The sequence below is a fragment of the Mucilaginibacter sp. SMC90 genome (assembly GCF_022811725.1).
Taxonomy (GTDB): Bacteria; Bacteroidota; Bacteroidia; order Sphingobacteriales; family Sphingobacteriaceae; genus Mucilaginibacter.
This window is the reverse complement of record NZ_CP094527.1, coordinates 3,336,077-3,348,840: the sequence shown is the minus strand read 5'-3', so window position 1 is coordinate 3,348,840 and position 12,764 is coordinate 3,336,077. Positions and strand designations below refer to the sequence as shown.

Sequence of the window (12,764 nt, the reverse complement as noted above, 5' to 3'; positions counted from 1 at the left end):
GCAATATAACAATGGATAGAATAATCATTAAATGCCTGATTGCCGGTCAGGAAATAGAGTTGCAATTCGATAAAAAGGCTATGCCAGGCGAAATCGGCCCATGTTTCATGATTTCTGAAGGAGGTTGTTTCAAAGGTTATATCTCCAGGAAAAAAGATGGCGCTTATCAAACTTTAGGCGTACCTTATTTTAACGTTGATGATTTACGTGTTATTGGCGATAGCTTAAGACAGCAGGTAATATAATGGAACGAATACTATTTGTTATCCACTAATAACTCAATGGTTGCCTCGTTCATAGTTTCCATCATTTTACCAAACATGATCATCAAATTTTTGAGTAGTTCGATATGGACTTTGCTATACTCTAATGGCTGCTTTTTATAAGCACTTTCTAACACTTCAAGTTGTATTCTATAGCTATGATAATGCCTATAACCAGTGCTATAGTAGGCTTGGATGACTCCTGGCCATACGTGCTTCGGGTAATGATTGGCAAAATCCTTGAAACTATAGTTTTGCGGATTTTTCGCCATTTCCTTTTTCCAGTGATCTAAGTACCCAGAGGCCTTTATAACATCGGTTATCGGTACATCAAATTCAGGATAACTGATGATTATTTGCTCTATCTGATCAAATGTTTGGATATCCTTGCCAGTTATATTTCTGGCGTTTTCCAATATTGAATTCTGAATATGTTTTTGCTCTTCAAGCTCAGGGCTTCCTTCAAGTGCATGAGCTATCTCTGCTGCAGTTCCTTCCCTTAAAACATTCGCAATGATCTCTACTTTATCGGATGTCATCAGATCGTTCAGAGAGCAATAGTCAGAATTAGGAACCAACTCTACACCGGCATCAGCGTATGCTTGTGCAACTAAACGCGAGCAAAATTGCCGATTTGCTTCAGTAGCATCAATATCAGGTTTTTTCAGTACCGCTTTGGCTTCAGCTAATGAGTATTGGGTACCGACTTTTTTACGCACGCTGTTCATCGCATTTTGAATAACTTTATCGTCGCTACTTTTGAGCCGAAGCGCTATTACATCGTCTTCTAATTCATACAGGTCGCGCATTGGGTTATCTGCCTGCACTCCTAAATCGTAAGAATGGATATAGCTGGAGTCACCTACATATAAAATGGCGTGATGATATTTGCATCCGGTTACACGATTCATCAGCGCGCTTAGCTCACGACTTGAAATCGTTAATAAAATATCTCCTGGTTCTAATTTAGTAAGATCTAAAACAAACTTATTATTTGATTCTGGCATGGTATAAATTGAGTTTGCAAAATTAAGCTGATTTTTTGGGGTTACCCGAATTTAGATTTAATAATCGGAGGTAGAATCTTGCATGACTATTTATAAGCTGTAGAAAGTCATATTAATTCTTGCGGGAAAATATATCGCTTATTTGGAGAGAGAGGTTTCGCAGACTTGCGATACCATTGTAAGGAAATGGGTAATGACTAAGGTTAGAAAATATAAAGCCCCATAGCACTCGCTGCATGGGGCTTTAAACCTAAACCTTATCACAATAAATGTCTCAAATGACATTTAAGAACTTGCAAGTTATAAAAATTTATAAAATCCTTAATAACGCTGGTTTCGCATTTTATTACGCATGTATTCCTGGAACCCGCGTTCTTCGGATTTACGCTGCTGGTATCTCTTCATGCGGTTGTTCCAACCTCTGAAAAAAGGCACCCAGATTCCAAAAGCAATTAAAAAAAATATGGCTTTGGCAGAGAACTGCTTAGTATTCGTTGCGGCCATCATCAGGCCGCATGAAATACAGATGGTAAAGATAAAATAGACAAATGTTTTCATAGCTTCAATACTTAAAAATACTAATTTTATTAGTCTATTGCAAGCTTTTTTTTATTAGTTTAACTCATAAACGCCATTGTTTCGCCGTGTTGCTAACACCCGTTCGCGCAGTGTTTCTACCAGGTCAGAGCACGGAATACCACGTAACCAGAGGTTTCGGTTTTCGGGATCGGTGGTCTTTAGGTTCAAATCCATCAGTCGCATGATTTGGAGCCAAACAGGTTGGATAAGCACATAATCTTTTATCCTGAATAGTTCGACCGTATCCACTCTTTTAAAAATCAGGCCCTGGCAAATCTGAAGGTATTCAGCGGTGATCAGGTATTTGATATGACGGATGTACCAGTACCGATAGGCAGCCATAAGAATGGCAGTCAGACTGAACCAGGTCAATCCGGGCCAAAAGCGCCAGGCCAGTAGCAAGATAACGATGGCAGTTACCAGATAACCAAATATCCGCATAAAAGCGAAGGTCGCGGCCGGTCGGATCAGCAGCGTTTCGGGTGGTGTAAAATCAGATGTTTCCATAATTAAGCCGTTAATGATTTTTTTCGGCAAGCAAAAGTTGCAGCCAGTTGAGATGTTCTGTTGGTTTCGATGTGCCACACCGAAAGCGAAAACCTGCCTGTTTACTGAAAGCGTTCAGGCTGAATACATCAGCCTGAACGCGGTAAGCCTGGTTCCTGAAAAATATGTCGAGTTGCCCCGCTTCATGACGAATAGAAATCGGCTTTCTTCGGATCGCGGCAGCGATACTTAAATCCATTACCGACCCTAAAAGGCTGTTTTCGGTTGCAAGTACATATGATTTGTGTTTACCGAGTGTGCTTAGCCTGGCACGCTGAATCAGTGATAAAGCACTGCCGGTAGATAATAGCAGGAGACTGTCGAGGTCGTTAAATGCCGGTGCATGGAAGTGCAGCCAGGCAATGGCTTCCATTGCCGACGTGCTTACCACTATTTTTTTTATGGTAGCAATGTTTGGAGCGCCAGCCTGCCAAAATTCATCGGTCACCGGGACCCGGTGAAAGCCGATACCGTAAGTTTCGGCCTCGTTACCATATTTAAACAGGATATTTCCGGCAGCATCAGACTGAAAAGATGGTGCCAGCCAGGCTTGAATTTGCGGGTTTATTCCAAGCCAGTCGAGGTAAGGATGCATTATCGGGAGCCGGTTCGGGAGTACGAGCGTTCGTACTCCTTGTTGTTACTTTCAGGCTTTTGCGCCATGGTTTCCCGGCGATCTTGTTTTTGAAACTGTTCAAGATCGCTGTAATAGCCTTTGCTGTTCTCTGTAGCTTTGGCATCATGTTCTTTGTGCCCGAACAGTGCTTTCAGGCCATGATAGACGGCATACGTCAACCCGCCATCCATAATGACCGAGGCGATCAGCAACATTTTGTTGGAGCGCAAACCTTCCTTTTCTTTCGCTGAAAACTGAACCTTTGTGCCGTCCTGCAATTCGACTTCTTTACCCTTGCGGTACCGTTCCTTTTGATCGAGTGACAGATCCTCGCCATTAATGCGGTCAGGTACCAGGATACGGCTCTGATCAGTTACGATAAACTCATTGGTTTCTTCATCAAACTCAATGAGGATATCCTGCGGATCACCTTCATCGTCAAAAATCATTTTCTCAATGTTGGGTACGTGCCCTTCTTCGAGGTTCAGGGCTTCGGTATCCGTCAGATAAGGCAGCTGTGGCGCTTCTTTATAAATTGGATGAACCATGAGTTCCAGGCCGCCTTCCTTAGCAGGCCTAACAGAGAGTTTGGCATCAAACTCGGGCAGGTTAAGTTCCGGCGCGAACTGATTTTTAAGGCGCAGCATTTCCGTGCGCCTGCCGGATAATAAAGTCATCAGGTTATCCTGGTCAATGGTTAACTTTCCTTCCCTGGCCAGACCTACCTTTTCCAGTTCATTGTATGGAAGCTGTTGCGCTTCATAAAGTTGTTGTTTCATTTAGCTTATCTTTTAAAACGGTTTCCGGCATTGTGTTCGATATCCTGAGCAACCACAGGTTCATTTTCCTGTTGCTGGCCTTCTTTATTGCCTTCCTGCTTAGTTTGTTCCTCTCGTTTTTCGCCCTGCTGCTGATCTTGTTTGAGGTCGAGCGTTTCGGCGCTACCAGGACTATTTAACTCTTTAAGCAAGGATTTATAAAGCCCCATCGAAGGAGTGATCCTGATTTTCTGATGGCTGGTCAAGTCTTCAATCTTGACCGCATTTTTCGATTGTTTTTCGATGATTCTGTAAGTGGTGTTATTGTAGGGGATTTCCAGGCCTACTTCCAGTTTACCCGATTGGGATTGGTTTTGCTTTTGATCCTGACTAACTTCCTGCTTTTGGGCTGGCTGACGCTCGTAGAGCATGACGTAATCGGCGATTTTCTGGGCGTCGTTTGCCGCGTTAAATAACTCACCCGGTTCTTCGGCAATCAGTTTGGCCCAATCCTTTGTCATGTTGGCATGTTCGCCAAGCTCGTAAGGCAGGTTAAGCTGTGCGCTCATGAAAACTGCGGCGATGTTGGTGCGGAGTGATTCTCTGACGATCTGATCTGATTGCGGCAGATCTGTTTCCGGACGGTTAAGCCTGGTTTCATGGGAGGTTGCTGCGGCAACTTCGCGTAAAGCGGCGGCATAATATAACTCTGGTCTGTCGAAATCTTCCATCGATGAAATTTGAATAGCATCCTTCTCCCGGTCGTAAGTGGTCATGAGGCCCGCCGGTTCAATTTTGATCTGGCTGTTATCGATAATGACCTGTGCCCGCTCCATCGGGGTCTTTTCATGCGGTTTCACCTCGCCGGATTTGAGGTTCATCAGGTCTTTGCCGTTGAACATCCTCGCTGTTACCGCGACCGGTTCATCCAATTTGACCCGCTCCATCTTTGGTGCGCCGTTTTCTTTAACTACGGGCTGGCCGTTTTCAGTCTTTTGGCGTAGTTCACGCGTTGAGTTAAACTCAATATCGACTCCGTAGGCACCGCGCTTTACCGGAGTGCGATTGAATTTTGCCTGGTCATAGGTAAGCCAACGGGGATCGCGACGGTTCTGCATCATCAATACAAGTGCTGCCGCACCCCGGTAAGGTTGCTTTGTACGCGCATTGATCGGCGTGTTAAACTGAGATGTACCATCTTCTCTGATGGCTTTAGTGAAGATCGATCTGTCTTCATTTAACAGGCCAGCCATTTTTTCGGCAACCTGTTCTGATAGCGGTTTTTGATTTTCGCTCATGGGATTAATGATTAATTGTTTCTTGATTTTTTAATGCCGCCGATAGAAAAGTCAGCGGGTTGATATACCCGTTATAGTACCGGATGGAAAAATGAAGGTGTTCAGCGGTGATCCTGCCCGTGGCACCGCTGATGGCGATGGGTATGCCGCAGGCTAATGAATCACCGGTGGCAACCAGGCACATCGAAAGGTGCCCATAGATGGCGCATAGCGGGCCATTTTGTATTTTAATAAAAATGCCGATAAAAGGATGATAACCGACTGAAGCTACCCGACCTGGGATGGCTGCATAAACGGTGTCGCTATGGGCACGGAGGTCTACACCCTCATGAAAGCAATCTTTGCCAGTTAATGGATGAATGCGGTTACCGAAGGATGAGGTTACGCGGAGGTGTTTCAATGGTAAACTCACTTGCGCATAAGCGGGGCCAGTCATAGCTAAGCAAGCAGCTAAGACCAGGTAACAGGTTCGCTTCATGGTTATTTTTTCTGAATGACTGATTGAGTTTCTTTCTCGGGCGCTGTAGCCGGAGGCGCACTTTTTTGGCGGAACTGTTTGACAATTGCTTCTGTTTCGCTGTTTATGCGGTTGAAGTTCTGGCGGAGGATTTCATCCTTTTTATCGCCGAAATGATAATAAACCGGAAGGTCACGATAGTTCTTTTCTTCGAGTGCTATTTCTTCCGCATTCAGGTTAACGCGGCAATTAATTGCCGAAGTTTCAAACTGACCAGTGTAGGTCTGCTGAACGTCCGCCGCCAGGAGGCCGACCATTTCGCCGGTATTTAAGGATGCCATTTTACCTGCTGGTATCAAGGCTTCCAGTTTTTCCTGTAGCGATGTAGATGTTTTGTTACGGTCAATGGAAAGGCTTTCGCCGATCTGTTTGGATTTACCAAACAGGCGTTCGAGCCAATCCAATGTTTCTTTATTTCGTACCGCACCGGCCAGTACGTTACCCACTACGGAGGTAATTGTTGCCGCTGTTTCTTTGCCATACTGCTGGTTAAATTGCGGCAACTCTTGCAACCCCATTAAAATGGCCACCTTATTGGATCTCGCAACTGCCAAAATATTCTCGATGCGGTGAGTATACAGGGTGGGAATTTCATCGATGACCAGCGCTGACGGGAGATTGCCTTTGTTATTAAGTAGTTTGGTCAATCGGTTAATGACTACTGAATAACAGGCCGAATTGATATTTTGCGTATTAGGATCATTCGCGATCACCAACATTCCAGGTGTTTCCGGTTCGGATATTTTGAGGTTAAAATCGTCCCCGGAGAATACCCAAAAAGTTTCCTTTGTCGCTAACCGGCTGATGAAGATTTTGAGTGTGCCGACTTGGCCCTCCAACTGGTCGAAAGCTTTTGCCATAAAAGCGCTCTTAAATGGCGACAGTAACGATACTAACTCCGGTTCAGAAAAGAGGGTATTGAAAATATCCTCGTAGGAATGATTTAAAAACGATAACACATGCGGCAAGCTCGAAAACTTACCGGTCTGGTGCTTACTGAAAAAGTAAATGCAGGCAGACAAAAAGTTGATGGCCGATTGCGTAAAAAACTGGTCGCTGCCGCCTGATTTATCACCTTTTTTCATCGCCTCTACCAAACCTTCGGCGCTTTCAGATGCATCGGCGAGAGATTGAAGGTAATCGCTTCGCCAGGGATTAATACGCCTGCTTCGCTCGGGATCGGTCAGGTTGATGACGTGGAAACTATGCTTCAGGCATTTGCCGTGCTGTTTGGCGAGCAGGTAATGGTAGTATGCAACCTTGCCTAAATCAGGGTACTTGTAATCATATAGACAGACGCAAAACTCTTTAGCGATAATTTGCCGCAGGTATGGGCAAACAATGCCAAAGGATTTTCCAGATCCAGGTACGCCTATAAGAAGCACACCTTTAAAGGGGTTTGCTATAGGTATGTACCCGTTATGCACTTTCTTATTGTAGTAGAACTGCATCGGGATGTTGACCGAATAAGGCGTTTCCACCGGCTTGAGCGGCTGCATAAAGCTTTCGCCTTCCACATTCCATTTATCCTTACCGAGGCCGGTGCGAATAAATTTGGAGATGTTGTCGCAGCTAAGGCTAATCATGATGGCTCCCGTTAGAGAGGCGGCCATATAAATGAGATTAAACCAGCTGGTATGGCCGAATGCATCGGCAGAGTCCCGGTTGTAGCAGATCGTGCTACCAAAAAATAGCAACAGGCCGATAGCTAATGGATAAAGGATCTGGGATTTGGGATTGAGGTCTGTTTGTTTCTTTGCTAAAGTGCCCACGCTGACCAGGCAGATGAGCAGTAGCGTTGAGAGTTTACTGTAAAGCAATTGCTGGTAAATCGGTATTTGGCTGATCTTATCGAGCGCATGCGCAAGGATGCCCCAGAATGGGGCTTGGGGATAAACGAACACACAAAATTCCAGTGCGATAGAGACATAGATCAGGCATTGCAAAAAGCCGTGCAGGCGTTGTTGCTCACGTGTTTCTTCCATGAAATTGTAGTATTTGAGAATTTGAAAAGCAGATGCCGGGGCACTGTTACCGGGAAATGTAACCTGCTGAACGCACCCTAACAGGGGTTTGGATTGAAGGATATTTGATCGCTATGAAGGGCGATCTTCTGGTATTAGCCTGCTTAACTCCGTTTAGAGGTTCATCGTGACCTATGGTAGGTATTGGATGGTGTTTCAACGTCCGGTTGAATATCAGGAACTATGGGTTGTTCCATTTCAATCGTCTGCAGGTTAGCAAGGGCATTTAAATATGCATTAGTTGGCGGGTGTTCCTGATAGTCGTGCGAGTAATCCCTTAGCGTCTTCAGGTTATAAAAGGAATTATAAATTTCCTGGCCATTGATTGTTATGGTAGCGATCAGCTCCATTTTATTGGCCCGCATGCCCTGGGAATCTGTGGCGGTAAATTGCAGCCTGGTGCTATCCGGTATTTCAATGATCTTGCCCCGCTTATAATCCTCCTGCTGTTCTTTGGATAACTGATAGCCGTTAACCTTTTCCGGTGCAATGAGATCGTTCACGTCAGTTTCCAAAAACTGATTGGTTTCCCGGTCATATTCTATCAGTACGTGTTTGGGTGAACCGTCAATAGCGGTCACCTGCTTTTCGATGACCAGTTGCCGGCGCGATTCCAACAGATTCATTTCTTCCTTTGACAGGTGATTTGGGCCGGTGCTTTGTAAATACACGGGGCTAATCAATAAAACGGGTACCCCTTGTTGATTCCTGATGAGCGATAGCTTTGCCTGGAGTGAAGCGATCTTCATTTCTGCAAATTCAAGGTTTCGGAGTTCAACGAGGCGTGTCCGTCGTCCGCCTAACAAGGCATTTTTATCGGTGGGTTCAAGAAAGATGAGGTCACCTTGAACAAGGTCTACGGCTGCGAGGCTCTTTAATGGTAAATCCTTTTCGCTAAATGATTGAGGGTTTAGCATATTGTTTTGTTTAGGAGGTAATGGACTTCAGTAGATAATTGGCAATGCATATCCTTTATCTGACCGATGGGATGATGTCAGCGTTAAGTATATCTTTATAAGGGATATGTAGAGAAATAACCCTGCCTGATAACTGCTTTTCATTAAGTTCAACCCGCAATAGCTTATTGCCAGGGAAGGTGAATTTCTTGAATACAAAAATGTTCCGGTAATGACGCGCGAATTGGGTCTGCTCAAAAAGAATAAACTCCGGTTTTATTTCGAGGGCCTGCACAGTTGATGCTTTGGTAACTTTCTGATCTTCGATGGTAAATCGAAAATTATCAATTTCATAGCTCAGCTTGCTTCGGTTGACATAGCCCAGATCAAGAAAGATATAATCGCCGAACGTGTATACATGATTAAGCCTGGCTTTGATATCGAATGCTTTGGCGTGCCGTAGGTTGGCTTCCGGGCGAAAACAAAGCAGGTTCGTGCTTAACCTTTTAAGTTCTGGCTGAGATAGACTAACCCCGATATCGAGCGGCCTCGTCTCCGAGGGTTGAATTTCTATTTCAGATTGGATGGCCCCCCCATCCGACGCAGACCATTCAATACGGTATTGCGCCAAAAACTTTTCACCGGCGATGGTTACTATGGCTTCACGACCAGCAATTTTTGACGAATCCGAACGATAACGGATACGCAGCACGTTTTTTACCGGCAGATCTCCGACAATACTTTTAGAGGAAATATCCACGTATTGAATAGGTTCAGGGGAAATAAAGTGTACCGAAAGGCTGTCGGGTAAATAAACTACGGGTAAGTCTGATTTACGGGTGCCCTCGGGCAAATTGATTTTTTGGGCATAGGAATGCAGGGCCGCTATGAAGATAGCAGCGAGCGTAAACAGGAAATTTTTCATTACTGATTTAAGTTTTTAGTGTCAATGAGGTAGATGTAACTGTTGTATTTGATTTTCGCCTTGTTTTTGCGAATGGCCGAGGCGATGGCGGTCGATGTCGATTGAAAGAGTTTGCTGGCGGTGCTCATTAAAAACTGGCTGCCGGAACCGGAACCGTTGTCGATGGATACCCCTTGTATGGAATTAGTGCCGAGATCTTTGGTAAAATCCCTGAATTGAGAATCGGGCACATAAAGGCCCGGCAACCCATCCTGGTCATAAATATCCAGCTTAACAGGGAGCAACTGGCCATTATACAGAATTGACCTCACCGTGAGCACCACGCGCTGACCGGAAAAGCCACTGATGAGCGCATAAAGGTAACTGTCTTTAGGTACGGTCACCTTTCCGGCTACAATGGGTTCTAATAACCGTAGCCGGATGCGTGAACCAGCGTAACCCGTTATACTTTCATCGATCATGGCCGTGATAAAAGATTGATCCTTTTGCGGTTTGATGGTGTTAAACTCATCGGTCGATTCGCTGAATTTGACGACACTTAGCGTTTGGTCTTCGGCCTTTTTCTGCGCTGCTTTTAATTTGGCTTCCTGCTGTTCCTTCTGGTAATTTGGATCGCCTAACTTCTTGATGCTATCCATGTAGGCCATTTGCTTTTTGAACAGTTCCATCGGGTCTTTCTCGCCGGGCTGCGCAGTGCCACTATTAAGCGGTGGCAGGGATTTTTGCTGATGTGAGATCAGGTTTAAAGCATCGGCCATTTGCTGGTCGTGACTATTATAGGTGCTTTTGGGAATTTGTGTTTTTGATGTCGGCATGATGAAGCGTTGTTTCATCACGCTGTCGATGGAATCCAGTTGTCTTTTCTGGCGGGTGGCGGTGCTCATACCGCCATTGCCTGGTGCTTCAGATGGTATTGGCGATACGGCCGAATTACCATCCGCATTCTTGTACCTGTCCCGGTATGCGTCGAGCTTGTTTTCGAGGTTGCGTTTTTTGATGTCGGGGGAAACGTCCGCCACCGTGCTGTTGAAGCCAGCTTCGTGTTTCACCTGCTTTTTGTTTTTCGAAGCGCTGCTATGATAGACGTAGAAAAACAGGCAAAGGAAAGGCAGCGCCAGCAACGGAAGAATGTACTTGGGTTGTCGGAGATTGATTTTCATTTTCTTTGATTGAATTTGTGGTTGAGTTTTTGAAAACTGTCAAGGGCGGTATCGAGCCTGGCACTGTCCGCGCTGGTTAGCTGTTTCTTTTCTGATAGGCTGTCGATCATTTTGCGGAGGGCAAGCATTTCCTGAATGGCGTTACCGGTAGCCATGATTTGCTGAAATCCACCGGTAACGGGCGATTTTGCAATAACCGTTTTATGTGGGCGTAAGGTTATATGAGGCGATCTGTGAGACGTTAGAATGATGATCACCGAAAGCAGCATACTGGCCACCATTACCCAAAAGATGGCTTTCGTGTTTTTAGCAGCGAACTGGCTGGCTGTACTTTTTGCCCTGTCCAGATAAGGTGCGAACTCTTTTTTAAGTTCGGAATAGACCGTATCCCTGGGATCACGGTCAGAGCGTATTTTTTTGAACATCCTGCAAGTCTTTATTTTCAAGTGTTTTCCAGCCACAGATGAGAACCCCATGAGGGTTGTTGTCGCTTCGGGGGATATCTTTCAGGTAGCCTTCGGTTATCAGTGAGCGAATCACGGTGGAGCTGCGGCGGTCGATTTTAAGTTTACCATAGTACCTGAAATATTTACGGTTGAGGTCAAGGCTGATCGAATCCGTAGTGAGCGTTAGTACCGAACTGGAAGACAGTATGGAGTTGAAATACCCGTTTTCCTTGAGATTATTGTATTCCTGCACGCCGGATTCGTCAACCAGGTACATTGCTTTTTTCAGCTGGTAATCGATGTATTTATCATCCGGTGTAAGGGAAAAGAACAGGCTATGAAAGCGTTCGATATCTGCCCGGTATTCCACTGGGCGGTTAACGGCGACATCCGTTTGATTCGCCATGATGGGGATGTTACCGGCCAATATGTATATACTCTTGCGGGCATCGGCCGCCTGCCGGCTGGCGAATGCCAGCGCGGTGACAGCGATAATGATGGCAGTCAGGAAACTACCCCACGCTAAAAAAGTGGCCAACTTTATTTTGGCTTCAATGTTCTTGATGATCATAAAATTGGAGTTGGGTTAAATAAAACTGCCGGAGACCCTGCGGCCGACAGCGAAAACGGTAGCGGCACCACGGCTGGCGCTGGAGGTGGCCGAGCTGATACCGGAGGTAGAGATGATCCAGGTGGATATACTCGGAACGGTAAACATGCAGATGGCACCGATCAGGAAAACGATAATTACCGTTCCAAAGGACAGGATGCCGTTACCTGCAAACCACGCAAGCTTTTCAAGGTCGGCGCTGGCACCATTCTGGCCAACCAATACCTGGTAGCGACTGATTTCCGATTGCATACCGTATTCCTGCATCAGGGCGCAGAGATACATGATGAGGTAACCAATTCCGGAGTACAGGTTCACGGATATAAAACGGGCGATCCAGGTACTGAAACTGTCACGGAAAGCAGGAAGTATGCTGGCTGCGACGGAGAACGGCCCGAGTATCACCAATATCGATGAATAGATAATCTGAATCATAAAGATGATGTAGACTGCTATCCTAAGAATCCAGATCGCGAGCAGTTCGAGCAGCTCCGTGACGAGTAATTGCATCCCCACTTGCAGCCGGTTTTTCAACTCCAATAATGGCGAAACCACATCAGAGATACCCTGTTTTACAGTGCTGGTAACAGAATCCCAAGCCTGTCCGTACCATGTATCACTTTCTTTTTCAGCAACCTCGGTTTGTGCCTGGTAAGTGATGAGCGAATTGGCTACCGCTAAGATGAGGTTGGCACGTTGAAACCGTAAACCTTCCACATTTTGCTGTTCACTCTCGAACATCTGATCTGTTTGCGCCTGCACGAGGTCTGTAGGAAAAGCGATCATTTTTACGAAAGCGCCCCACCAGATGATGACCATGGCCAATGCGAAGGGTCGTAACAGCGGCATGATCTCCATTTTTTTATCGCCGACCATCATTTCGTAAGATTTTACAGAAAAGAAGATGATCATAAATATGGCTGCAAGCGCCTGCGCGTCGCCGATGAACAAACCGAAGTGCGACCAAATGGAATCTTTAAGGCCACCTAAAAAGGTCATCATACCGTTTTCATAGATACCGTCACCCTGAAGGAATTGAATTGATTGTTTATAATTGGCTGTGTCGATGGTATTCTGCGCAAAACTTCCGGTGGCCATGACCAGGAAGAGCATGGATAG

At 45.6% G+C, this 12,764-nt stretch carries 15 protein-coding genes; 1 reads left to right on the top strand and 14 read right to left on the bottom strand.

All coding sequences use genetic code 11. The features are described from left to right. Positions 1-11 precede the first annotated feature (11 nt). Positions 12-245, top strand: coding sequence for a hypothetical protein (locus MTO98_RS14160; RefSeq protein ID WP_091207631.1), 234 nt, complete (start codon positions 12-14; stop codon positions 243-245). Positions 246-256: 11 nt separating this feature from the next. Here MTO98_RS14160 and MTO98_RS14155 read toward each other — a convergent pair whose 3' ends face one another. The 14 genes from MTO98_RS14155 to MTO98_RS14090 form a co-directional block, all read right to left on the bottom strand. Beyond that, positions 257-1,270, bottom strand: coding sequence for a YiiX/YebB-like N1pC/P60 family cysteine hydrolase (locus tag MTO98_RS14155; RefSeq protein WP_091207633.1), 1,014 nt, complete (start codon positions 1,268-1,270; stop codon positions 257-259). Between the two features lie 321 nt (positions 1,271-1,591). Further along, positions 1,592-1,828 (bottom strand): hypothetical protein, encoded by a 237-nt coding sequence (locus MTO98_RS14150; protein ID WP_091207635.1) that lies wholly within the window; start codon positions 1,826-1,828, stop codon positions 1,592-1,594. Between the two features lie 54 nt (positions 1,829-1,882). Then, positions 1,883-2,356: a PH domain-containing protein gene (locus MTO98_RS14145; RefSeq protein ID WP_243487259.1), complete on the bottom strand. Its 474-nt coding sequence runs from the start codon at positions 2,354-2,356 to the stop codon at positions 1,883-1,885. Positions 2,357-2,366: 10 nt separating this feature from the next. Beyond that, positions 2,367-2,990, bottom strand: coding sequence for a hypothetical protein (locus tag MTO98_RS14140; protein ID WP_091207639.1), 624 nt, complete (start codon positions 2,988-2,990; stop codon positions 2,367-2,369). Continuing rightward, entirely contained in the window at positions 2,990-3,790 is an 801-nt protein-coding gene (locus MTO98_RS14135; RefSeq protein ID WP_091207643.1) for a DUF4099 domain-containing protein, read from the bottom strand. Before MTO98_RS14135 ends, MTO98_RS14140 begins: the two co-directional genes overlap by 1 nt. A gap of 5 nt (positions 3,791-3,795) precedes the next feature. Beyond that, positions 3,796-5,067, bottom strand: a complete 1,272-nt coding sequence (locus MTO98_RS14130) for a zincin-like metallopeptidase domain-containing protein (protein ID WP_091207646.1) — start codon at positions 5,065-5,067, stop codon at positions 3,796-3,798. Between the two features lie 4 nt (positions 5,068-5,071). Then, entirely contained in the window at positions 5,072-5,545 is a 474-nt protein-coding gene (locus MTO98_RS14125; protein WP_091207649.1) for a M23 family metallopeptidase, read from the bottom strand. A 2-nt stretch (positions 5,546-5,547) separates the two neighbouring features. After that, entirely contained in the window at positions 5,548-7,569 is a 2,022-nt protein-coding gene (locus MTO98_RS14120) for a type IV secretory system conjugative DNA transfer family protein (protein ID WP_091207652.1), read from the bottom strand. 161 nt (positions 7,570-7,730) lie between these two features. Further along, positions 7,731-8,525 carry a DUF4099 domain-containing protein gene (locus MTO98_RS14115; protein ID WP_091207654.1) on the bottom strand — a complete coding sequence of 265 codons (795 nt, stop codon included), beginning with the start codon at positions 8,523-8,525 and terminating at the stop codon, positions 7,731-7,733. A 55-nt stretch (positions 8,526-8,580) separates the two neighbouring features. Continuing rightward, a complete protein-coding gene (locus MTO98_RS14110) occupies positions 8,581-9,429 on the bottom strand; it encodes a DUF4138 domain-containing protein (RefSeq protein WP_091207659.1) in 849 nt (282 codons plus the stop codon). Next, positions 9,429-10,589 carry a conjugative transposon protein TraM gene (traM, locus tag MTO98_RS14105; protein WP_091207662.1) on the bottom strand — a complete coding sequence of 387 codons (1,161 nt, stop codon included), beginning with the start codon at positions 10,587-10,589 and terminating at the stop codon, positions 9,429-9,431. The genes MTO98_RS14110 and traM overlap by 1 nt, the downstream gene beginning before the upstream one ends. Then, positions 10,586-11,014 (bottom strand): hypothetical protein, encoded by a 429-nt coding sequence (locus MTO98_RS14100; protein ID WP_243487258.1) that lies wholly within the window; start codon positions 11,012-11,014, stop codon positions 10,586-10,588. The genes traM and MTO98_RS14100 overlap by 4 nt, the downstream gene beginning before the upstream one ends. After that, a complete protein-coding gene (gene traK, locus MTO98_RS14095) occupies positions 10,992-11,606 on the bottom strand; it encodes a conjugative transposon protein TraK (RefSeq protein ID WP_091207667.1) in 615 nt (204 codons plus the stop codon). The genes MTO98_RS14100 and traK overlap by 23 nt, the downstream gene beginning before the upstream one ends. A gap of 15 nt (positions 11,607-11,621) precedes the next feature. After that, a complete protein-coding gene (locus MTO98_RS14090; protein WP_243487257.1) occupies positions 11,622-12,743 on the bottom strand; it encodes a plasmid transfer protein in 1,122 nt (373 codons plus the stop codon). Positions 12,744-12,764 lie beyond the last annotated feature (21 nt).